This window comes from Rhizobacter sp. Root1238 (genome assembly GCF_001425825.1).
GTDB lineage: Bacteria > Pseudomonadota > Gammaproteobacteria > Burkholderiales > Burkholderiaceae_C > Rhizobacter.
In genome coordinates this window covers 30,767-52,536 of the sequence record NZ_LMDM01000025.1, presented here as the reverse complement: position 1 = coordinate 52,536, position 21,770 = coordinate 30,767, and the positions used below count along the sequence as shown (strand labels likewise).

Below are 21,770 nucleotides of genomic sequence, written 5' to 3'. Positions count from 1 at the left end.
GGTCGCTTCCCGATGTCCGTGACGCAGGCATCATTCCAGCATCTGTACGGAGGTCCCTGATGGACACGCTGAGCTTCAATTCGTCTTCGCTGCGCCGGGTCGCCGGTCTGGTCCTCGCCACGCTGCTGGCGGCTCCTGTGGCGACGCCGCTGTGGGCCCAGGACATGGGCGACACGCGGGTGCTGAAGGGCAAGAACGTCACCGAGAGCAACCTGCTGGACGCGCTGACGCCGCCACCGGAGCCGGTCGTCACGCGCAGCCTGAAGGTGAGCCGCGACGGCGCCGGCGTGTCGGCGCCGGAACGCAAGGCGAGCGCATCGCTGCTGATCACGTTCCTGACCAATTCGTCGGAGCTGACCGAATCGGCGAAGCAGCAGCTCGACGTGGTGGCCGGCGCGCTGAAGAACGACCGGCTGGCCGACTACAGCTTCAACGTCGAAGGCCATGCCGACCCGCGCGGCAACCCCGACGCGAACATGCTGCTGTCGCAGCAGCGCGCCGAGAGCGTGCGCGACTACCTGGTGACGACCCACAGCATCGCCGCCGACCGGCTGAAGGCCGAGGGCAAGGGCGACCACGACCTGCTGAACCGCGCGGTGCCGGCCGCGCCGGAAAACCGGCGGGTGACGATCGTGACGAACGCGAAGTAGCGCGGTCGGCACGGCCGACATTTCGTTTATTGCGTTTATCGACCGCCTCGCATAGAGTCGTGCTCCGCTGATCAGGAGTACGCGATGGCGCCCGCGCCCAAAGTGATGTTGCCCGTCGAACGGGAGGTGCAAGCTGCCGCACAAGGGCAGCGTGCATTGGCTGCGTATCTGGCGACGCAGTTCGAGACGCAGCGCATCCAGATCTTCGATGACCAGAACCGGGCCCATCAGGTTGAGTTGCCGACCTCCGCGCTGCGCCTGCTGGTTGACATCCTCAGTGAGCTCGCCGATGGGAACGCCGTGCAAGTGGTGCCGGTCCACGCGGAGTTGACGACCCAGGAGGCCGCCGACCTGCTCAATGTGTCGCGTCCTCATCTCGTAAAACTCCTCGAAGGCGGATCGCTGCCGTTCCACCGGACGGGCAAGCATCGACGAATCCGCTTTGCCGACCTGATGGCATTCAAGGAATTGCGTGATCGCGACAGCGAAGAAGCACTCGATGAGTTGGCGCGCCAGGCGCAGAACCTGGGAATGGGCTACGAGTGAGGCACTCGCCGTTCACGGTGGTGTACGACGCCTGCGTCCTCTACCCGGCCCCGTTGCGGGACCTGCTGGTGCGACTTGGCTTGTCAGGGTGCTTCAGGGCGCGCTGGAGTGCGCAGATTCATGACGAGTGGCGACGCAACCTGCTCCGCAATCGCCCCGACCTCACTTCCATGCAGGTCGAACGCACCTCGGGCCTGATGGACCGCGCGATACCGGATGCGCTGGTGAGCGGCCACGAGCATCTCGTTGCAGGCCTGCACTTGCCGGATCCTGACGATCGCCACGTGCTCGCTGCGGCTATCCGTTGCCACGCCAGCGTCATCGTGACATTCAACGAGAAGGATTTTCCACACGAGGCCCTGTTCCAGCTCGGCATCGAGGCGCAGCATCCTGACGTGTTCATCGACAACCTGTTCGATCTCGACCCTGCCGTCGTGATTGGCGCCGCGCAACGCCAACGTGCGCAGTTGAAGGCACCGCCGATCGACGTGGACCTCTATCTCGAAATCCTGCTGCGCCAAGGCCTCGTCCAGACCACCAAACTGCTGACCCCTTACCGGGCCATCCTGTAGCCATGTCCGACATGCTCGTCACGCTTTACAAGCTGCCCCCACTCGACGACGCACTGGCAGCAGTCCGCCGCCATGGCATCACGGTGCGCCGTGCCCTCGCCCCCGAGAAGCCGCGCATCCTGGCGTGGGCGGCCGAACACTTCCCCGGCTGGGTGGCCGAGATCGACGTCGCGATCGGGCGGCTGCCGGTCGCCTGCTTCATCGCGGTCCGCGACCAGCAGATCGTCGGCTTCGCGTGCCATGACGCGACCTGCAAGAACTTCTTCGGCCCGGAGGGCGTGCTCGATGCGGTGCAAGGCCAAGGCGTCGGGCGGGCACTGCTGCTGGCCGCGTTGCATGCGCAGCGAGAACTGGGCTACGCATACGCGGTCATCGGCAGCGCCGGGCCGAAGGCGTTCTACGAGAAGACGGTGGGTGCGGTGGTGATCGAGGGGTCGTCGCCCGGAATCTATGCCGGGATGTTGCGAGGCGGTCTCGAATAGAGCTGCGCTTCTTGCGCAACGCTTTCCCGGCCGCCTCGGCCAGCATCGGCGTCAGTCGCCCCACGCGGTACGCGTGGCGGCACTCGCACCATGGAAGCCAGCACCAGGGCCACCCGTCGCAGGTGTCCGGTCTGGACGCCTCATGAGTGATCGACTTCGCGGATTCGGTTCCACCGACCGCTCAGTCGACCAGCCGCCCCTGCTTCAAACGCAGCACCCGGTCGCAGCGCTTCGCCAGCCCTTCGTCGTGCGTGACCATCACGAAGGCCGTGCCCTGGTTGCGGGCCAACTCCAGCATCAGTGCGAACACCCCATCGGCAGTCTCGCGGTCGAGGTTGCCGGTCGGCTCGTCGGCCAGCACGCAGGCCGGCTTGCCGGCCAGCGCGCGGGCGATCGCGACGCGCTGGCGCTCGCCGCCCGACAGCTCCGACGGCCGGTGGTGCACGCGCGCCGCCAGGCCCACCTGCGCCAGCACCGCCTGCGCCTGCTCGCGCGCCTCGGGCTGCGTCAGCCGGCGAATGCGCAGCGGCATCGCGACGTTGTCGAGCGCGGTGAACTCCGGCAGCAGATGGTGGAACTGGTAGACGAAGCCCAGGTGCCGGTTGCGCCAGGCGCCCTGCTCCGTCGCGCTCATGTGCGAGAAATCGCGGCCCTTCAGTTGCACCGCGCCGCTGTTCGGGGCCTCCAAGCCGCCCATCAGGTGCAGCAGCGTGCTCTTGCCCGAGCCCGAGGCGCCGACCACCGCCACCGTCTCGCCGGCGTGCACGTGGAGCGCCACGCCCTGCAGCACGTGCACGTCGAGCCCGCCTTCGCTGAAGCGCTTGTGCAGCGCCTGCGCATCGATCACCAGTTCGCGCGGGTCACTCATAGCGCAGCGCCTCCGCCGGTTGCACGCGGCTCGCGCGCCAGCTCGGGTAGAGCGTCGCGACGAACGACAGCACGAGCGAGATCAGCGTGATCGGCACGATGTCGGCGGCCTGCGGGTCGCTCGGCATGCGGCTGATCAGGTAGATGCTCGACGGCAGGAAGCTGGTGCGCAGCAGGTGCTCGATGAACGGCACGATCACGTCGATGTTCAGCGCGATCAACAGCCCGAAGCCGACGCCCGACAGCGTGCCGATGATGCCGGACGCCGCGCCCTGCACCATGAAGATGCCCATGATCGAGCGCGGGCTCGCGCCCAGCGTGCGCAGGATCGCGATGTCGGCCTGCTTGTCGGTGACGGTCATCACGAGGGTCGAGACGAGGTTGAAGGCGGCCACCGCGACGATCAGCGTCAGGATGATGAACATCAGGCGCTTCTCGAGCTGCACCGCGGAGAACCAGTTTCGGTTGGTCCGCGTCCAGTCGCTGACGATGAACTGCGGACCGAAGGCCTGCGACAGCTGCTCGGCGACGTCGCGCGCCTGGAACAGGTCTTTCAGGCGCAGCTGCACGCCGGTCGGGCCGTCGGTGCGGAACAGCTTGGCGGCATCGTCGACGTGGATCATCGCGAGGCCGCTGTCGTATTCGTAGTGGCCGGCGTTGAAGGTGCCGACCACCGTCATCTGCTTCAACCGCGGCACCACGCCGGCCGGCGTGACCTGCCCGCCGGGCGCGACGATCGTGATCTTGTCGCCCTCGTGCACCCCGAGCGAACGGGCCAGCTCGATGCCGAGCACGATGCCCCATTCGCCGGGCACGAGCTTCGACAAGGTCGAGTCCTTGATGCTCGCGGCGAGGTCGGTGACGGTGGCCTCGTCATCGGGCGAGATGCCGCGGACGATCGCGCCGCGCATGTCGTCGCCGCGCGCGATCAGCGCCTGCGCCGCGATGAACGGCGCGGCGCCGGTCACCTGCGGGTTCTCGCGCGCCTGCTTCGCGGTCAGGTGCCAGTCGGGCAGCGCCTGGCCCTGGCCGTCCATCACCTCGACGTGGGCGACGACCGACAGCATGCGGTCGCGCACTTCCTTCTGGAAGCCGTTCATCACCGACAGCACGATGATCAGCGCCGCGACGCCGAGCGCGATGCCGAGCATCGAGACGCCGGAGATGAAGGAGATGAAGCCGTTGCGACGGCCGGTGCGACCGGCGCGCGTGTAGCGCACGCCTATTTGTAATTCGTAGGGCCAGTTCATAGGTGCCGGGATGCTACCCGGATTGCCCTCCGCATCGCACCGGTCACAGGCGTTCGATGCGGGCGAACGCGCTGTGGTTGTGGATCGACTCGAAGTTCTCGACGTCGACCGTGTAGCGGCCGATGCGCGGGTCGGCATTCAAGCCCAGCGCGACATCGCGCACCAGGTCTTCGACGAACTTCGGGTTCTCGTAGGCATGCTCGGTGACCCACTTCTCGTCGGCGCGCTTCAGCATCGGCCAGATCTCGCTCGACGCCGCGTTCTCCGCAAAGCGCACCAGCTCGCCCCACGGCACGTCCTGCAGCAGCTCGGCCCGGATCGTCACGTGCGAACGCTGGTTGTGCGCGCCGTAGTCGGAGATCTCCTTCGAGCACGGGCACAGCGACTTCACCGGCACCAGCACCTGCGACCACACGACCGGCTTGCCGTCGCGCATCTCGGCGACCCAGCTGCCCTGGTAGTCGAGCAGGCTCTCGACGCCGGACACCGGCGCGCGCTTGCGGATGAAGAACGGGAACTTCACCTCGACGCGGCCGTGCGTCGCGTGCAGCTTCTCGAGCATCTCGGCGAAACGCAGCTTCAGGCCGTCGGCATCGAGCGGCTCGCCGAGCGCATCGAGCCACGCGACGAAGCGCGACATGTGCGTGCCCTTCTGCTCGGCCGGCAGCGCCACGTCGAGCTCCCACTGGCCGATCGTCGGCTGCACCGTCTTGCCGAACTTCAGCTGCAGCGGGTAGCGCACGTCCTTCACGCCGACGCGCTGGATCGCCAGGTGGCGCTCGTCGCGCTCGCTCTGCGTGTCGGGAATGTGCAGCGCGTCTTTCAAATTCGTCATGTGATTCATGTCGGACTTCTATCTGTCAACAGCCGCAAGGATGACAGGAATCAGTGCGCCCACGGCGCGAAAGGACTTGACGACGCCGTTCAAACCCTTTGGCCGGCGACCGGCCTCACCAGCGCCGGGCGCGCGCCGAAGCGCTTCAGGATCGATTGCTCGATGCCCGCCGCATCGAGCCCGCAGGCAGCCAGCAGCTTGGCCGGATCGCCATGCTCGACGAACACGTCGGGCAGGCCGAGCTGCAGCACCGGGATCTCGAGCCGCGCGGCCTGCAGGGCTTCGAGCACTGCGCTGCCGGCACCGCCCATCACGCAGCCTTCTTCGACCGTGACGATCGCATCGTGCGTGCGCGCGAGCTCGGCCACCAGGTCGGCGTCGAGCGGCTTCACGTAGCGCATGTTGGCCACCGTCGCGCCGAGTGCCTCGCCGGCAGCGAGCGCCGGGTACAGCAGCGTGCCGAAGGCCAGGATCGCGATGCGCTCGCCGCGGCGGCGCACCTCGCCCTTGCCCCAGGGCAGCGACGTCAGTTCGGGGTCGATCGCGACACCGGCACCGGCGCCGCGCGGGTAGCGCACCGCCACCGGATGGTCCTGCTCGAACGCGGTGGTCAGCAGCTGGCGGCACTCGCGCTCGTCGGCCGGTGCAAGCACGCTCATGTTCGGCACGCAGCGCAGGAACGCGATGTCGTAGGCACCGGCATGCGTCGCGCCGTCGCCACCGACCAGGCCCGCGCGGTCGAGCGCGAACACCACCGGCAGGTTCTGGATCGCGACGTCGTGCAGCAGCTGGTCGTAGGCGCGCTGCAGGAAGGTGGAGTAGATCGCGACCACCGGCTTCAGGCCTTCGCAGGCGAGGCCGGCGGCGAAGGTGACCGCGTGCTGTTCGGCGATGCCGACATCGTGGTAGCGATCGGGGAAGCGCTTCTCGAACTCGACCATGCCCGAGCCTTCGCGCATCGCCGGCGTGATGCCGATCAGGCGCTTGTCCTTCTCGGCCATGTCGCACAGCCACTGGCCGAAGATGGCGGTGAAGGTGGGCTTGCTCGGCTTGGCTTTCGGAAAACCCTCGGCCGGGTCGAACTTGCCGGAGGCGGCGTGGTACTTGACCGGATCGGCCTCGGCCAGCTGGTAGCCGTAGCCCTTCTTCGTGACGACGTGCAGGAACTGCGGGCCCGGGCGGTCGCGCAGGTTCTCGAGCGTCGGGATCAGCGAATCGAGGTCGTGCCCGTCGATCGGGCCGACGTAGTTGAAGCCGAATTCCTCGAAGATCGTGCCGGGCACGACCATGCCCTTCGCATGCTCCTCGAAACGGCGCGCCAGCTCGAACAGCGGCGGCGCGTTCTTCAGCACCTGCTTGGCGCCTTCGCGCGCGGCGGCGTAGAACTTGCCGCTCATCAGGCGGGCCAGGTAGCGGTTCAGCGCACCGACCGGCGGCGAGATCGACATGTCGTTGTCGTTCAGCACCACCAGCATGTTGGCCTGCGACACGCCGCCGTTGTTCAGCGCCTCGAAGGCCATGCCGGCGGTCATCGCGCCGTCGCCGATGATCGCGACCGAGCGGCGCTCCTCGCCCTTCAGCTTGGCGGCCACCGCCATGCCGAGCGCGGCCGAGATCGAGGTCGACGAATGCGCGGTGCCGAAGGTGTCGTACTCGCTCTCGTCGCGCCGCGGGAAGCCCGACAGCCCGCCGAGTTGCCGCAGCGTGGCCATGCGCTCGCGGCGGCCGGTGACGATCTTGTGCGGGTAGGTCTGGTGGCCCACGTCCCACACCAGCCGGTCGTGCGGCGTGTTGAAGACATGGTGCAGCGCGACCGTCAGCTCCACCGTGCCGAGGTTGGATGACAGGTGCCCACCGGTCTCGGCAACGCTGTGCAGCAGGAAGTCGCGCAGCTCGCTCGACAGCTGCTTGAGCTCGACGCGCGACAGCCGGCGGATGTCGGCCGGACTCTGGATGGTGTGCAGCAGGGGGTGGTTCATCGGCGGTTCAGGAGTCACGTTCGACCACTTTGTCGGCCAGCATGCCCAGCAGGCGGGTGCTCGGGAGGCCGCTGCGCCGCAGCGCCGCATGCGCCTGGTCGCGCAGCTGCGCGGCATGCCGGCGCGCAGGCTCCAGGCCCAGCACGCTGACGTAGGTCGGCTTGTTGTTGTCCATGTCCTTGCCGGCGGTCTTGCCGAGGGTTTCGGAGGCCTGCGTCACGTCGAGGATGTCGTCGACCACCTGGAACGCGAGGCCCAGGGCGTCACCATACTCCGCCAGCGCCTGCCAGGCCACCGGATTCGTGCGCCCGCAGGCCGCGCCCATCAGCACGCTGGCCTGCAGCAGCGCACCGGTCTTGCGGTGGTGCATGTCGCGCAGCGTGCGCTCGTCGAGCGTGGCGCCGATGCTCGCAAGGTCGATCGCCTGGCCGCCGGCCATGCCGGCATGGCCGGCCGAGCGCGCCAGCAGCGAGCACAAGCGGGCCTGCAGCACCGGCTCGACACCTTCGTCGGGCGTCAGCACCTCGAAGGCCAGCGCCTGCATCGCGTCGCCCGCCAGCATTGCCTGCGCTTCGCCGTACTGGACGTGCACCGTCGGCTTGCCGCGGCGCAGCACGTCGTTGTCCATGCAGGGCATGTCGTCGTGGATCAGCGAGTAGGCGTGGATCAGTTCGACCGCGCAGGCCGCGCGCAGCGCCGCCTCGCACTGGCCGTCGACCGCGCGGGCCGCCGCCAGCACCAGCAGCGGACGCAGCCGCTTGCCGCCGTCGAGCACGCCGTAGCGCATGGTCTGGCCGAGCCCGGCCGGCGCCTCGACCGGCACCCAGCGCGACAGCGCGGCTTCGACCGACTCCAGCTCGGTGCGGGCCCATTCATCGAATTCGATCAAACTCATCCCCCGGACCACGGCTTCAGTTGGCCATCTTCGAGCACCTGCACCTGCTGCTCGACGGCGCTCAGGCGCTCGCGGCAGTAATTGAGCAGATCTGCCCCTCTCTTGTAGCTTTCGAGCAGCTTCTCCAGCGGAAGCTGCCCGCCTTCCATCGCCACGACCAGCCGCTCGAGCTCGGACAACGCGTCCTCGTAGCTGGCGGGCGCCGGGTGGGACACCTCGGTCGGCGCAGGGGTGGCAGAAGGCTTTGGCATGTCGTGACACAAAAACAAGCATTGTAGTCAGCGACCATCCCGCGATCCACGAACCGGCCGCCGCTTCATCTCTCCATCCCCCCAAAGAGGGTCGAGGTGCGGCGCCGCAGCTACAATCCCGCCCTCGCTGGTTCCAACGCGCCGTGCGCAGCGAGACCTCCCACCCCCGGCAGCGCCCGTGGTGGCACGTTCACATCGGTTATAGGAGACCCTCGGGATCATGTCCGACCTGAGCCTCGCTCTTCCAGCGCTCGAGCGCCAAAGCAGCCCCCCCAGCCACACCGGCCCCCACAACACGCAACTCCCCGTCTCCGCGTACTTCGACGACGACCTCCATCGCCGCGAGATGGAGCTCATCTTCCAGCACGGGCCCCGCTACCTGGGGCACGAACTCGCGGTTCCCGACATCGGCGACCACTACGCCCTGCCGCAGGAGGGCGAGGGCCGCGCGCTGGTGCGCACCGCGCAGGGGATCGAGCTGATCTCCAACGTCTGCCGGCACCGGCAGGCGGTGATGCTGCGCGGGCGCGGCAACACCGGCAGCCACATCGTGTGCCCGCTGCACCGCTGGACCTACGACCTGAAGGGGCAGCTGATCGGCGCGCCGCACTTCCCGGCCGACCCCTGCCTGCACCTGAACCGCTACAAGACCCAGACCTGGAACGGCCTGGTCTTCGAGGCCAACGGCCGCGACGTGGCCGCCGACCTGGCGGGCCTCGGCCCGCGCGCCGACCTGGACTTCAGCGGCTACGTGCTCGACCGCGTGCACATGCACGAATGCGACTACAACTGGAAGACCTTCATCGAGGTCTACCTGGAGGACTACCACGTCGGGCCGTTCCACCCGGGGCTGAGCCAGTTCGTCAGCTGCGACGACCTGCGCTGGGAATTCGGTCGGCACCATTCGGTGCAGACGGTCGGCCCGAAGAACGCGCTCGCGAAGGCCGGCTCCGACACCTACCGCAAGTGGCACGACGCGGTGCTGGCCTTCCGAAGCGGCCGCTTCGACAACCCGGTGCCGGAGCACGGTGCGATCTGGCTCACCTATTACCCGAACGTGATGGTCGAGTGGTACCCGCACGTGCTGGTGGTGTCGACGCTGTACCCGAAGGGGCCGCAGAAGACGCTGAACGTCGTCGAGTTCTTCTACCCGGAAGAGATCGCGGCCTTCGAGCGCGAGTTCGTCGACGCGAACCAGGCGGCCTACCTCGAGACCTGCGTCGAAGACGACGAGATCGCGCTGCGCATGGACGCCGGCCGCAAGGCGCTGCACGAGCGCGGCGACAACGAGGTCGGCCCATACCAGACGCCGATGGAAGACGGCATGGAGCAGTTCCATGCGTGGTACCGCAAGGCGATGAAATTGGCCGTCTGAAGGGCGGCCCGGCGGCGGCTGACACTCGCGGTGAGTGAAAATCACCCGATGCGTTCCGCTCCCGTCCTGATGATCCTCGCGTCGTTCCTGTTCGCCAGCATGGGCGTGTGCGTGAAGCTCGCTTCCGCGTACTACCCGGCCGGCGAGATCGTCTTCTACCGCGGCCTGACCGGCACGCTGCTGCTGGCCGGGCTCACCCGCTGGCGCGGCGGCACGCTGCGCACCAACGTGCCGTCCATGCACTTCTGGCGCAGCCTGACCGGCGTCTCGGCGCTGTGCCTGTGGTTCTACTCGATCGGCAACCTGCCGCTGGCCACGTCGATGACGCTGAACTACATGTCGTCGGTGTGGATGACGCTGTTCCTGATCGGCGGCGCCGCGGTGCTGGGCACCGCCCGCGTCGACGGCCGGCTGATCGCGACGGTGCTCACCGGCTTCATCGGCGTCGGGCTGATCCTGCGCCCGACGATCGCCGAGAACCAGCTGTGGCACGGCCTGATCGGGCTGCTGTCGGGCGTGGTCTCGGCCACCGCCTACCTGCAGGTCTCGGCGCTCGGCCGGGCCGGCGAACCCGAATCGCGCATCGTCTTCTACTTCTCGCTCGGCGGCGTGCTGGCCGGCGCGCTCAGCATGCTGTGGACCGGCATGCACGCCCACACCTGGACCGGCGCGGCGCTGCTGCTGGCCGTCGGCCTGCTGGCGACCACCGCGCAATTGCTGATGACGCGGGCGTACAGCACCGGCAGGACGCTGGTCAATGCGAGCCTGCAGTACCTGGGCATCGCGTTCTCGTTCGCGTACGGCGTGCTGGTGTTCAGCGATCCGGTCACCTGGATGGCGCTGGCCGGCATGGTGCTGATCGTCGGGGCTGGCCTCGCCGCGACCCGGCTGCGCCAGGAGTCTCCGCCGCAACGCGACATTTCCGTCCTGCCCGAAAGCTGAAAGGCCTCCCGATGATCCGACCGCCGCTGATCTCTGCCGCCGAGCTGCAACAGGCGCTTGCACAACCGCAGCCGCCACTGGTGCTCGACTGCAGCTTCGACCTCGCCGATGCCGCGGCCGGCGAGCGCAGCTACCGCGAAGGCCACATCCCCGGCGCGCTGTACGTGAACCTGAACGAGGACCTGTCCGGCCCGAAGACCGGCCGCAACGGCCGCCACCCGCTGGCCGGGCGCGACGACTATGCGCGCTGGATGGGCGACATCGGCCTCGTGCCGGGACGCGAGATCGTCGTCTACGACCGGCAGGCCGCGATGTACGCGGTGCGGGCCTGGTGGGTGCTGCTGTGGATGGGCCATCCGACGGTGCGCGTGCTCGACGGCGGCCTCGCCGCGTGGCAGGCCGCCGGTGGCGCGCTGTCGCAGGACATCGCGCAGCCGGTGCCGGCCGCGCGCTACCCCGACACCGCCCCGCAGCGGCCGACGATCGACGCCGTGCAGCTCCAGCAGCGCCTCGGCGACGTGCTGGTGCTGGACGCCCGCGCACCGGAGCGCTTCCGCGGCGAGGTCGAGCCGATTGATGCGGTGGCCGGCCACATCCCCGGCGCGAAGAACCGCTTCTTCAAGGACAACCTGCAGCCCGACGGCCGCTTCAAGCCGGCGGAGCAGCTGCGCTCGGAGTTCCTCGCGGCGCTCGACGGCCGCGCGCCGGAATCGGTGGTGAACCAGTGCGGCTCGGGTGTCACCGCCTGCCACAACCTGCTGGCGATGGAAGTGGCCGGGCTGGGCGGCGCCGTGCTGTACCCGGGGTCCTGGAGTGAATGGTCATCCGACAGCGCCCGTCCGATGGAGAAATCTCCTCGTCTCTGACGCGGGATAGCGGCCCCGGCCGACGCCTTCTGGGGAACACTGGACTTCCGGGTGAAGTCCATCCTGTTCCCACTCTCAGGAGGTGACCATGTTCCACCGCATCCTGGTTCCGACCGACGGTTCGGACATCACGAAGAAGGCGACCGACACGGCCATCGCGCTGGCCAAGTCGGTCAACGCGCGGGTCTACACGCTGAGCGTCAAGGAGCCGTTCCCGTACAGCGCGATCTCGGAGATGCAGCCGACGCCGCCGCAGGAGTTCTTCGACGCGCAGGAGCGCATCGCGTCGACCCGCGTGAAGGCGGTGCGCGACGACTGTGTCGCGCTCGGCGTGCCTTGCGAGGCCCACACGCTGGAAGCCTTGCACCCGTGGGAGGCGATCATCGATCATGCCCGCCGACAGGAGTGCGACCTGATCGTGATGGCCTCGCACGGCCGGCGTGGCGTCAGCGCGCTGCTGCTGGGCAGCGAGACGCAGAAGGTGCTGACGCACAGCAAGGTGCCGGTGCTGGTCGTCAGGTAGGCCCTCAGTGGTGGTGGGCGTGGCTGGCGACGAAGATCACGATCGCCAGGCCCACGCCCAGCCAGCCGAGCTGGGCCGCCGTGTCCTTCGCCGACAGCCGGTGCTGCAGTTGCGGGATCAGGTCGGCCACCGCCACGTAGATGAAGCTGCTCGACGCGATCACGAGCAGGTACGGGAACAGGGCCTCCCACGGCCCGACCACCACGTACCCCACCACGCCGCCGACCACCGCGGCCATGCCCGACATCGCGTTGTAGAGCAGCGCCTTGCGGCGTGACAGCCCGGCGTTCAGCAGCACGATGTAGTCGCCCACCTCCTGCGGGATCTCGTGCGCGATGATTGCGAGCGCGGTGAACATGCCCAGCCGCGTGTCGGTCAGGAAGGCGGCCGCGATGATGATGCCGTCGCAGAAGTTGTGGATGCTGTCGCCCAGCAGCACGGTCCAGCCGCCGCGGCCGGCCTGGTGCTTGTCGAAGCCGTGGTGGTGGTGGTGCTCGTCGCCTTCATGGTGATGGCCGTGGCGGTACAGCTCGGCCTTCTCGAGCAGGAAGAAGAACAGCAGCCCGATCAGCAGCGTCATGAACAGGCTCTGCGGGCTGGCCTTGCTCTCGAAGGCCTCCGGCAGGATGTTGAGCAGCGCGGTGCCCAGCAGCACGCCAGCCGACAGGCTCACCAGGTGGTGCACGATGCGGCCCAGCACATTGACCGTCAGGCTGGCGGCCAGCAGCACCGACAGCAGCCCGCCGGCAAAGGTCGCGAGCACGATGTAGAAGAGGGTCATGGGACTCGATCAAACAAAAAGCCGCGCGGTGCGCGGCTCGGGACAAGCCAGGGCTGCTCAGGCGACGCCGTGCGCCTTGAACCAGTCGAGGCAACGCCGCCAGCCGTCCTGGGCCGCCTCGGGCCGATAACTCGGCCGGTAGTCGGCATGGAAGGCGTGCGGCGCGTCGGGGTAGAGCACGATCTCGGAAGCCTTCGACGCAGCGGCACCCGCGGCCAAGGCTGATTTCATCTTATCAACCGTGTCAAGCGGGATGCTGGTGTCGGCCGCGCCGTACAGCCCGAGCACCGGGCCGTGCAGCCGGCCGGCGATGTCGACCGGGCGGCGCGGCTGCAGTTCGGTGGCTGGCGTCGCGAGCTTGCCGTACCAGGCCACGCCGGCCTTCACCGCGGCGTTGTGCGCATCGAACAGCCAGGTGATGCGCCCACCCCAGCAGAAGCCGGTGACGCCCAGCCGCGACACGTCGCCGCCCTGCGTCGAAGCCCAGCTGACGGTCGCATCCAGGTCGTTCAGCACCTGCGCGTCGGGCACCTGGCTGATCAGCTCGGAGACCAGCAGCGTCATGTCGGTGTAGGCCTTCGCATCGCCCTGGCGCACGAACAGCTCGGGCGCGATCGCGAGGTAGCCCTGCTTCGCGAAGCGCCGCGCGACGTCGGCGATGTGCTCGTGCACGCCGAAGATCTCGCTGACGACGACGATCACCGGCAGCTTCGTGCCGCCGGCCGGCATCGCGCGGTAGGCCGGCATCGCGAAATCGCCGACCGGGATCGTGACCGGCCCGGCGGCCAGGCCGTGCGCATCGGTGACGATGGCCTGCGCGGTGACCGGCTGCACCGATGCGGCATAGCCCTGGCCTGCGGTGACGAGCATGGCGGTCTCCCTGTCTGGACTGAGTGGGCGCGATTCTATTTTCAGCGCGCCGGCCCTGGCCGCGACGAGGTCTGCCGGCAAACCAAGTGAGAATCGCGCGATGACCAGCCGATTCCCCGACCACCTTGCGGCCATCGACATGGGCTCCAACAGCTTCCGCCTGGAGATCGGCGAACTGAGCCCGGGCCGCTACAAGCGCATCGACTACCTGAAGGAGACCGTGCGCCTGGGCGCCGGCCTCGACAAGTCGGGCCTGCTGACGGAAGACGCGACGCTGCGCGGCCTGGCCTGCCTGGGCCGCTTCGCACAGCGGCTGCGCGGCTACGAGCCCGCCCAGGTGCGCGCGGTCGCGACACAGACGCTGCGCGAGGCGCGCAACCGCGACGCCTTCCTGCTGCGCGCGCAAGAAGTGCTGGGGCATCCGATCGAGGTGATCTCGGGCCGCGAGGAAGCGCGGCTGATCTATGCCGGCGTGGCGCGGCTGCAGCCGTCGGAAGACCCGCGGCTGGTGATCGACATCGGCGGGCGCTCGACCGAGATGATCCTCGGGCAGGGCCGCACGCCGCTGCGCGCCGAGTCGTTCCAGGTCGGCAGCGTCAGCCTGTCGATGCGCTACTTCGCCGACGGCCGTTTCACCGAGGCCGCGTTCCGCGCCGCGCAGGTGGCCGCCGGTGCCGAGCTCGAAGAAGCGCTGACCCCGTTCGCGCCGCAGCACTGGCGCGAGGCGCTGGGCTCGTCGGGCACCGCCGGTGCGGTGTCGCAGCTGCTGCAGGCGAGCGGCATCACCGACGGCGCGATCACGCCCGACGGGCTGCGCTGGTGCATCGAGCAGTGCCTGAAGGCCGGCCGCATCGACAAGCTGAACCTGCCCGGGCTGAAGGAAGACCGCCGCGCGGTGATCGCCGGCGGCCTCGCGATCCTGTACACGCTCGCGACGCACTTCGGCATCCAGCTGCTGCAGCCGGCGCGCGGTGCGTTGCGCCAGGGCGTGATCTTCGACCTCGACGAGCGGCTGCATGCCGAATCGCGCGACCGCGAGGGGCACGACATGCGCGATGCCTCGGTGGTCGAGATGCAGCGGCGCTTCGAGGTCGACACCACGCAGGCGTGGCGGGTGGCGGGCGTCGCCGACGCGCTGCATGCCAGCGCCGCGCCGCAGCGCAGCCCGATCCAGGCGCGCGAGCTGCGCTGGGCCTGCGCGCTGCACGAGATGGGCATGATGATCTCGCACCACGACCACCACCGGCACAGCGCCTACGTGCTGGGCAATGTCGACGCGGCGGGGTTCTCGCAGTCGCAGCAGCGCCGGCTGGCGGAGCTGGTGCTGGCGCAGCGCGGCGGGCTGCGCAAGGTCGAGCCGCAGCTCGCGAACGCCGATTTCGCGGTGCAGGTGATGTGCCTGCGGCTGGCGATCCTGAAGTGCCATGCGCGCGGGCCGGTCGATGCGACCGCGCTGCGCCTGGAACTGAGCGGCCGGCAGGCGACGCTCGGCTTCAGCGAGGCCTGGGTGCTGACGCATCCGCGCACGCTGTTCCTGCTGAACGAGGAAGTGGAGGCGTGGCAGCGCAGCGGTGCATTGAAGCTGGCGCTGGCGCCGCGCTGAGCCTCGCCAGGAACCGAGGCAGGCCCCGCAGCGGTTCTACGCCGCCACCCGCCCGTGGAACTGGTTCGGCCGGATGGCCTGGACCGACGGCGTGGCCGCCAGTTCACGCAGCTGGCGCGGGGTGACCTCGACGACGAACGCGCCGGCCAGGTCATTGCGGCGAGCACGTGCTGCCAGCCCCAGGCGCTCCAGATCGCACTGAAGCTCGCTCATCTGCGCCACGATCCGGGGAGGGGCGCGCCGCCCGCCGACCGGTGTCGCCGGACGCCGGGCCTCGATGATCACCGACGCACGCCGCGATCCGGACTGGCTGGCGAATTCCACCAGGTCATCGTGTTTCAGTGCGCTGTGCGTTGTGGTCATGCGGGACTGCCAAGACTGGATGCCAGATCGGCCACCGCGGCGGCGCGCGTGCATCTGGCCTGGACACCCAGGGTACCCCGAGCGGCGCCCGGTTTCAACCCTTGGGCAGGTACCCGCGATCGATCGCGTGTCCGAAAGCCGGCAGAAGCGCCAGCTTTCCATGCCCGAACCGGTGGTCCGGGCCGTTCTCGCCCCGGTCGACCACGCTGCCGACGATCAGCTGGATCAACGTGTCGGAGCGGTCCCACCCGGCCAGCTTCAGCAGCGCCGCCCCCTTCTTCGCCTGCGGCGTGCGGCTGAGCAGCACCGCGATGGCCCCGGCAACGTGCGGCGCCGCCATCGACGTGCCGTTCAGGTGCTCCCAGCGCTGCCTGCCGATGCAGGAATACACCTGCACGCCGGGCGCGCCCAGGTCGGGCTTCGAGTAGACGAGCGGCAGGTTGCGCGGGGCGATGGCCTCCGATTCCTCGACGATCTGCGTGCGGCCGGCACTGAAGGCGGCGACCCGGTCGTTCACGTCCATCGCACCCACGGCCAGCGCGAAGTAATCGTTGCCCGGCGAGCCCGAGGTCTGGGCGCCCTCGTTGCCGACGCTCACCACGCACGGAATGCCGGCCTGGCGAGCGGCGATCAGCGCCGAGGTGTAGGTGTCCAGCACCGAAGGCTCGAAGGACAGGCCGCCCAGGCTCATGTTGATCACGTCGGCCCCTTCGGCGACCGCCCACTCCATGCCCTTCAGGATCTGCTCGTCGGTGCCCCCGGCCTTGCCGAGGACCTTGGCCACCAGCAGCTTGCACTCCGGGGCCATGCCGATCCATCGCCCGCTGGCGCGGCCGCCGGCGATCGTGCCGCAGACGTGGGTGCCGTGCCCGTCGGCGTCCCAGGCTGCATCGACCCCCTGCGCGACCAGGCGCCCTCGCGCATCGAACTCGGCGAACCCCGCCACCTTGCCGGCGAGATCCGGATGGGACGGTTCCACCCCGGTGTCCAGCACCGCCACGCGAGCACCCTGCCCACGGGCCTCGAAGGCACCCCAGCTGGCCAGGGCGCCCGAGGCCTCGATGCCCCAGGCGTGGGTGGCACGCTGCGCGACTTCCGGCGGCAAGGCGGTGGCACGCATGCGCGGCGGGACCGGAACACGCCGGTTCGCGAACACGGCCAGCGCTTGCGGCAGCGCCTCGGGCAGCTGTGCCAGGTCGTCGCGATCGATCTCCATCGCCGCCGCACCGGCCAGCGGCAAGGCGCGCATGCGGCCGCCTTCGTCCGCCCGCCTCGCCTTGCGCGAGAACCGCACGAAGGCCGCCTCCTGCATCGGCTCGATGGCCTTGATGCCGGTCTTGCGCAACGCGTGAACGTCGGCGGCATGGCGCGCCACGGCCTTGTCGCCGGCGAGCCGCTCCTGCGCCGGCGGCGGCAGCAGGTCGGCCGCATTGGTCACCGCGCGCCGCTCGATCGCACGCTCCGCCGCCTCGACGATGGCCTGGCGCAGGCCTTCATGCCGACCCTGCACGATGATGCTGAGCGTCTGCTGGGCCTGCTCGTCGAGCAGGCGCTCCACCTGTCGCCTGATCCTGGTCCGATCCATCTCGTCCTTCCCTTCGAAACACGGGCTACCCGAACCGCCCCTGCAGGAACCACCCCTCCCCCTCCGACTGCGCCGACAGCGGCATGCGCGCCCGGTAGATCCACACCAGCGCCCCATCCGGCTGCTGCGCGATGAAATAGTCGCGCTCCACCGCATCGCCGTCCCACCAGCCGGCCTCGATGCGCTCCGGGCCTGCCAGCAGCTGCAGCGCGTCGCCGTCGAGCAGCGGCCTCGACTGCCGCTGCGCCAGCGGCAGCGCCTGCGGCAGCAGCCACACCGGGCGTGCCACCGCGCAGCGCGCCAGCACCTCGGCCCGGCGCAACGGCGGCCCGGTGCGGGCAGGTGGGCTGCCGTCCAGCGCGGCGGCTTCCATGCGGCCGGCGCATTCGGGCCGGTGGTCCTGCACCGGCACCAGCCGCTGCACCCGCTCGCGGCCGAGCCGCGCCTGCAGCCGCTCCAGCAGGCGCGTCAGCCCTTCGCGCTCGCTGCGTGGCGTCGGGAACAGCTCGGTATTCGGCGGCGGCTGGCGTGCGATGTCGCTGGCGCGCAGCGCGAGTTCCAGCGTCGGCGCCGGCAGGGCCACCTGCGACAGCCGTTCGCGCAGCAGCGCCATCAAGTGCTTCGGGTCGCGCGACGGCTCGGCCAGCGCGATCTCCAGCGTGGTGTGCAGCGGCGTGCCGGCGTCGCGCCGCCAGCGCGGCTCGTGCTTCATCTGCAGGCTGAAGCGGCGCACGAAGGCATGCTGCGCCGCAAGCCATGCCACCAGCCGCGCCAGCAGCACCTGCGCGCCGTGCAGCACCTGCTCGGTGGTGTCGGCCCGCGCGAACAGCTCGAGCGCGCTGTCGAAACTGGCCGGCAGCTCGATCGACACGCGCGGGTCGGGGCGGCGGCCGAGCGCGCTGTCGAGCTCGACCAGCAGCGCCTCGCCGAAGCGGCGCGTCAGCCCGGCGCGCGGCAGGCTGCGCAGGTCGCCCAGCGTGTTCAGGCCCATGCCCTGCAACGCCTCCCAGTGCTCGCGGCCCGGGCCGAGCAGCCAGACCGGCGCGGCATCGAGTGCGCGCTGCAGCGCGGCGGCATCGGCGCAATGCAGGCCGTCGGTGCTGCGCGACAGCAGCGCCGCGCCCTGCGCCGTCGGCGTGCTGACGCAGTGCAGCGCATGGCCGAGCGGCCGCAGCGCGTCGCGCAGCCGCTGCAGCAGCGCGTCGCGTCCGCCGAAGTAGCGCAGGCTCGCCTCGACCTCGAGCAGCACGCCCTGCGGCAGCGCGAAACTGACCGCCGGCGTGAACGCCAGCGCCGCATGCGCGACGCTGGTCAGCGCCTGCCGGTCGCGCAACGCATCGGCCTGGCCGATCAGCAACTGCGGTGCGAGCGCCAGCGCGGTCGCGCGCTTCAGCCCCGGCTTGACGCCCAGCGCCTGCGCGGCCGCGTTGGCGTGGACGATGCGGTGCGCCTCGACCAGCGCGACGGCCGGCTCGCTGCCGCCGTGGCCCGCCGGGAGCGTCGCCAGGAAGGATTCCAGCGGCAGCAGCGGCAGGTGAAGACCGATCCAGAGCATCGCGCGCCCATTGCAGCAGGTGCCGGATCAGGCCAGGTTGACGAAGGTCGCGGCGCGCAGCGGTGGCGCCGCGCCGGTGGCCTCGACCGCCTGCGCCGCCAGTTCGCGCGCCTTGCGCGTGGCGCTGGCGGACAGCACCGGCGGCAGCTCGAGCAGCAGCTCGTGCGCCAGCGGCGGCCCCCGGCGCTTCAGCACCCGCACGCTCAGGGCATCGGCCCCGCCGGCCCGCAGTGCCAGCCGCAGCGGCGCCGGGCTCGCCTGCTGCTGTACCGCCATCTCGCGCAGCACGAAGGCCGGGCCGTCGTGCGCATGGGCCGCCACCTGCAGGCGGCGCAGCCGCTCGGCGCGCAGGCGCGGCGGCAACCAGGCCAGCACCGCGCCGACATGGCCGCTGTGCAGCGCCTGCTCCAGCGCCCACAGCCGCGCATCGACGCCGGCCTCGTGCGGCCGGCCGTCGACGCCGGGAATGCCCTGCGTGCCGGTGTCGATCACCAGCAGCTGCTCGGCGTCCAGCCCCATCTGCATCAGTGCCCAGGCCGACAGCGCGGCCGGCGGATCGAACAGCATCACCAGCCGACCGGCCCGCTGCGTGGCGGCGAGGCTCGGGGCCAGCAGGCGGATCTCGCCGAGGCCGGGATGCGGCAGCAGCAGCTCGCTGAGCGCACGGCGCGGCCAGCCGCCACCGGGCAACTCGGCATCGAGCGCCGCAAAGCCGCTGGGCAGCGCGCGTTCGACGCTGCGCCCCATCTGGTGGCCCCGCCAGACGCTGGTGTGCAGCCGCTCGGGCAGCGGCAGGCGGGCGGGGGCGGCGGCGAAGGAGGCGATGGAAGGCATGGCGACTACTGTATGAACATCCAGTATATCGATCCACCTGAAAACGGGGTCATGCCGTTACAAGTCCCCTGGAAGAAGCCTTCGGCACATTGATCATTGCTTTTGGCAATCATCTGCGGCACGATGTCCCGATGCCTGACGCCCTTCCTCCCGTCGATCCGAACGCCCGCGTGGACGCGGTGCGCGCCTTCAACCGCTTCTACACGCGCCGCATCGGCGTGCTGCGCGAGGGCCTGGTCGACAGCGGCTTCACGCTGACCGAATCGCGGCTGCTGTGGGAGTTCGCGCACCAGGCGCAGCCGACGGCCGGCGCGCTCGCGCGCTCATTGGAGCTCGACCCCGGCTACCTGAGCCGGCTGCTGCGCGGCCTGCGCGAGCGCGGGCTGATCGAGGCGACGCCGTCGGCCAGCGATGCGCGGCAATCGCACCTGTCGCTCACCGACGCCGGCCGGGCCGCCTTCGCGCCGCTGGACAGCGGCTCGCAGCAGCAGGTGCAGGCATTGCTCGCGGCGCTCGACGAGCCGTCGCAGCAGCAGTTGCTGCAGGCGATGGGCACGCTGCAGCGCCTGCTCGACGACGACCCGGTGCGCCGCTCGCGCGAGCCTTACCTGCTGCGGCCGCACCGCCCGGGCGACATCGGCTGGGTGATCGCGCGCCACGGCGCGCTGTATGCGCAGGAGTACCGCTGGGACATCGCCTTCGAGGCGCTGGTGGCGCGCATCGCGGCCGGCTTCATCGAGCGCTTCGAGCCGGCGCGCGAGGCCTGCTGGATCGCCGAGCGCGACGGCGCGAACGTCGGCTGCGTGTTCCTGGTGCAGGCGCGCGACGAGGCCACACAGGCCGTGCAACAGGGCGTGGCCCAGCTGCGCATGCTGCTGGTCGAACCGTCGGCCCGCGGGCTGGGGCTGGGGCGCCGGCTGGTCGAAGAGTGCGAGCGCTTCGCACGCCACGCCGGCTACCGGCGCATCACGCTGTGGACCAACGGCAACCTGCTGGCCGCGCGCGGCATCTACGCGGCAGCAGGCTACCAGCTGGTCGCGAGCGAGCCGCACCACAGTTTCGGGCACGATCTGGTCGGAGAAACCTGGACCCTCGACCTGGACTGACCCCGACATGACTTGCCCTTGCGGCCTGCCTCGCGCTTACCCCGACTGCTGCGGCCGCTACCACGCCGGCCCGCTGCACCTGCAGGCGCCCGATGCCGAAGCGCTGATGCGCTCGCGCTACAGCGCCTTCGTCAACGGCCTGCCGGACTACCTGCTGGCGACCTGGCACGCGAGCACGCGGCCCGCCATGTTGGAACCCGATCCGCCGGGCCTGCGCTGGCTGGGGCTGGAGGTGCGCCGGCATGCATCGCAGGATGCCGATCACTCAACGGTGGAGTTCGTCGCCCGCAGCAAGCTCGGCGGCCGCGCGCAGCGGCTGCACGAGATCAGCCGGTTCGTGCGCGACGCAGGCCGCTGGTTCTACGTCGACGGGGAATTCTGATCAGGCGAATTCTTGACGCACGCTGGCCGACATCAGCCGGCGGATGATCCACCCGAGCAACCCGCAGGCACCGAGCGTCACCAGCACCGCCATCACGCGCGCCGCGGTCACGAAACCGCCGAACACGCCGAGCGCCCGCGGCGGCAGCGTCGCGGTGCTCAGCGTGCTGTCGGCCACCGACTGCATCACCTCCTGCTGCAGCCACAGCCCGAGCAGGTTCGCGACGATCGCCAGCAGCAGCAGCGCGATGAAGGTGCGGCGCGCCCAGTTGAGCCGCAGCAGCAGGCCGACCGCCGACACCAGCGTGGCCAGCGACATCACGAGCCCGGCGTTGACCACCCACGGCAGGTGGGCGATCAGCAGCCCGAACAGGCCGCTGACCTGCAGGCTTTCGCTGCGGAACCCGCCCGACACCAGCATCGCGTTCTGCAGCAGCGCCGACGCACAGGCCAGTGCGCCGAGCAGCATGAACACCCATGCCGTCGCGGTGACGAAAATGGAACGGGCTCCGACGGTGATGGTGGTGGGCACGGCGCTTCCTCGACAGCTCCGATTGTCCGGAGCGCGGGTGGGCTTGTCATGCGCTGCAACACGCGTCCCCCCGAGATCAAGGGGACGGTAGCGCGCCGGGTGTGCACATGGCGCCACAAGGTGTCAG

Annotated in this window: 24 protein-coding genes; 11 read left to right on the top strand and 13 right to left on the bottom strand. The window is 69.9% G+C overall.

From position 1 onward, the window contains the following. Positions 1-59 precede the first annotated feature (59 nt). The 4 genes from ASC98_RS19775 (at position 60) to ASC98_RS19760 (ending at position 2,250) form a co-directional block, all read left to right on the top strand. A complete protein-coding gene (locus ASC98_RS19775; RefSeq protein ID WP_056810082.1) occupies positions 60-650 on the top strand; it encodes an OmpA family protein in 591 nt (196 codons plus the stop codon). 84 nt (positions 651-734) lie between these two features. Then, positions 735-1,196 (top strand): helix-turn-helix domain-containing protein, encoded by a 462-nt coding sequence (locus ASC98_RS19770; protein ID WP_056810081.1) that lies wholly within the window; start codon positions 735-737, stop codon positions 1,194-1,196. Beyond that, positions 1,193-1,768, top strand: coding sequence for a PIN domain-containing protein (locus ASC98_RS19765; protein WP_056810078.1), 576 nt, complete (start codon positions 1,193-1,195; stop codon positions 1,766-1,768). The genes ASC98_RS19770 and ASC98_RS19765 overlap by 4 nt, the downstream gene beginning before the upstream one ends. Positions 1,769-1,770: 2 nt before the next feature. Continuing rightward, entirely contained in the window at positions 1,771-2,250 is a 480-nt protein-coding gene (locus ASC98_RS19760) for a GNAT family N-acetyltransferase (RefSeq protein ID WP_056810076.1), read from the top strand. A gap of 181 nt (positions 2,251-2,431) precedes the next feature. Here the strand turns inward: ASC98_RS19760 and lolD are convergent, their stop codons facing one another. The 6 genes from lolD to ASC98_RS19730 form a co-directional block, all read right to left on the bottom strand. Next, the gene (lolD, locus tag ASC98_RS19755; protein WP_056810073.1) at positions 2,432-3,118 is read right to left on the bottom strand and encodes a lipoprotein-releasing ABC transporter ATP-binding protein LolD; all 687 of its coding nucleotides are present in this window, start codon (positions 3,116-3,118) and stop codon (positions 2,432-2,434) included. Further along, positions 3,111-4,367, bottom strand: a complete 1,257-nt coding sequence (locus ASC98_RS19750; protein ID WP_056810070.1) for a lipoprotein-releasing ABC transporter permease subunit — start codon at positions 4,365-4,367, stop codon at positions 3,111-3,113. Before ASC98_RS19750 ends, lolD begins: the two co-directional genes overlap by 8 nt. A gap of 43 nt (positions 4,368-4,410) precedes the next feature. Next, a complete protein-coding gene (folE2, locus tag ASC98_RS19745; protein WP_056810066.1) occupies positions 4,411-5,202 on the bottom strand; it encodes a GTP cyclohydrolase FolE2 in 792 nt (263 codons plus the stop codon). Positions 5,203-5,291: 89 nt separating this feature from the next. Further along, positions 5,292-7,181: a 1-deoxy-D-xylulose-5-phosphate synthase gene (dxs, locus tag ASC98_RS19740; RefSeq protein WP_056810063.1), complete on the bottom strand. Its 1,890-nt coding sequence runs from the start codon at positions 7,179-7,181 to the stop codon at positions 5,292-5,294. Between the two features lie 7 nt (positions 7,182-7,188). Then, entirely contained in the window at positions 7,189-8,076 is an 888-nt protein-coding gene (locus ASC98_RS19735) for a polyprenyl synthetase family protein (protein ID WP_056810061.1), read from the bottom strand. Continuing rightward, positions 8,073-8,327, bottom strand: a complete 255-nt coding sequence (locus ASC98_RS19730) for an exodeoxyribonuclease VII small subunit (RefSeq protein ID WP_056810057.1) — start codon at positions 8,325-8,327, stop codon at positions 8,073-8,075. Before ASC98_RS19730 ends, ASC98_RS19735 begins: the two co-directional genes overlap by 4 nt. A gap of 220 nt (positions 8,328-8,547) precedes the next feature. On the opposite strand from ASC98_RS19730, the gene ASC98_RS19725 reads away from it, so the two are divergent. The 4 genes from ASC98_RS19725 to ASC98_RS19710 all read left to right on the top strand — a co-directional run bounded on the left by ASC98_RS19725 (position 8,548) and on the right by ASC98_RS19710 (position 12,033). Continuing rightward, on the top strand, positions 8,548-9,702 hold the full coding sequence (locus ASC98_RS19725; RefSeq protein ID WP_056810054.1) for an aromatic ring-hydroxylating dioxygenase subunit alpha: 1,155 nt from the start codon (positions 8,548-8,550) through the stop codon (positions 9,700-9,702). A gap of 48 nt (positions 9,703-9,750) precedes the next feature. Continuing rightward, positions 9,751-10,644 (top strand): DMT family transporter, encoded by an 894-nt coding sequence (locus ASC98_RS19720; RefSeq protein ID WP_235581326.1) that lies wholly within the window; start codon positions 9,751-9,753, stop codon positions 10,642-10,644. Between the two features lie 11 nt (positions 10,645-10,655). After that, on the top strand, positions 10,656-11,510 hold the full coding sequence (locus ASC98_RS19715; RefSeq protein WP_056810048.1) for a sulfurtransferase: 855 nt from the start codon (positions 10,656-10,658) through the stop codon (positions 11,508-11,510). A gap of 88 nt (positions 11,511-11,598) precedes the next feature. After that, positions 11,599-12,033 carry a universal stress protein gene (locus ASC98_RS19710; protein WP_056810045.1) on the top strand — a complete coding sequence of 145 codons (435 nt, stop codon included), beginning with the start codon at positions 11,599-11,601 and terminating at the stop codon, positions 12,031-12,033. Positions 12,034-12,037: 4 nt separating this feature from the next. On the opposite strand, the gene ASC98_RS19705 is transcribed toward ASC98_RS19710, so the two are convergent. Beyond that, complete coding sequence (locus ASC98_RS19705) at positions 12,038-12,814, bottom strand: ZIP family metal transporter (RefSeq protein ID WP_056810042.1); 777 nt, start codon at positions 12,812-12,814, stop codon at positions 12,038-12,040. 57 nt (positions 12,815-12,871) lie between these two features. After that, on the bottom strand, positions 12,872-13,684 hold the full coding sequence (locus tag ASC98_RS19700) for a dienelactone hydrolase family protein (protein ID WP_056810040.1): 813 nt from the start codon (positions 13,682-13,684) through the stop codon (positions 12,872-12,874). A 100-nt stretch (positions 13,685-13,784) separates the two neighbouring features. Between ASC98_RS19700 and ppx the strand changes: the two genes are divergently transcribed. Continuing rightward, on the top strand, positions 13,785-15,287 hold the full coding sequence (gene ppx, locus ASC98_RS19695) for an exopolyphosphatase (protein WP_056810036.1): 1,503 nt from the start codon (positions 13,785-13,787) through the stop codon (positions 15,285-15,287). 36 nt (positions 15,288-15,323) lie between these two features. Here the strand turns inward: ppx and ASC98_RS19690 are convergent, their stop codons facing one another. The 4 genes from ASC98_RS19690 to imuA form a co-directional block, all read right to left on the bottom strand. Then, on the bottom strand, positions 15,324-15,650 hold the full coding sequence (locus ASC98_RS19690) for a hypothetical protein (RefSeq protein WP_056810033.1): 327 nt from the start codon (positions 15,648-15,650) through the stop codon (positions 15,324-15,326). 94 nt (positions 15,651-15,744) lie between these two features. Continuing rightward, positions 15,745-17,235, bottom strand: coding sequence for a S8 family serine peptidase (locus ASC98_RS19685; RefSeq protein ID WP_162249314.1), 1,491 nt, complete (start codon positions 17,233-17,235; stop codon positions 15,745-15,747). A 25-nt stretch (positions 17,236-17,260) separates the two neighbouring features. After that, complete coding sequence (locus tag ASC98_RS19680; RefSeq protein WP_056810026.1) at positions 17,261-18,790, bottom strand: DNA polymerase Y family protein; 1,530 nt, start codon at positions 18,788-18,790, stop codon at positions 17,261-17,263. Positions 18,791-18,817: 27 nt separating this feature from the next. Continuing rightward, positions 18,818-19,624, bottom strand: a complete 807-nt coding sequence (imuA, locus tag ASC98_RS19675; RefSeq protein WP_082542094.1) for a translesion DNA synthesis-associated protein ImuA — start codon at positions 19,622-19,624, stop codon at positions 18,818-18,820. A 131-nt stretch (positions 19,625-19,755) separates the two neighbouring features. Here imuA and ASC98_RS19670 point away from each other — a divergent pair, with 131 nt between their 5' ends. Then, positions 19,756-20,730 carry a helix-turn-helix domain-containing GNAT family N-acetyltransferase gene (locus ASC98_RS19670; RefSeq protein WP_056810023.1) on the top strand — a complete coding sequence of 325 codons (975 nt, stop codon included), beginning with the start codon at positions 19,756-19,758 and terminating at the stop codon, positions 20,728-20,730. Positions 20,731-20,737: 7 nt separating this feature from the next. Next, positions 20,738-21,112, top strand: a complete 375-nt coding sequence (locus tag ASC98_RS19665; RefSeq protein WP_056810019.1) for a YchJ family protein — start codon at positions 20,738-20,740, stop codon at positions 21,110-21,112. On the opposite strand, the gene ASC98_RS19660 is transcribed toward ASC98_RS19665, so the two are convergent. Beyond that, on the bottom strand, positions 21,113-21,643 hold the full coding sequence (locus tag ASC98_RS19660) for a hypothetical protein (RefSeq protein ID WP_157598088.1): 531 nt from the start codon (positions 21,641-21,643) through the stop codon (positions 21,113-21,115). It abuts the gene before it with no gap. Between the last annotated feature and the right edge of the window lie 127 nt (positions 21,644-21,770).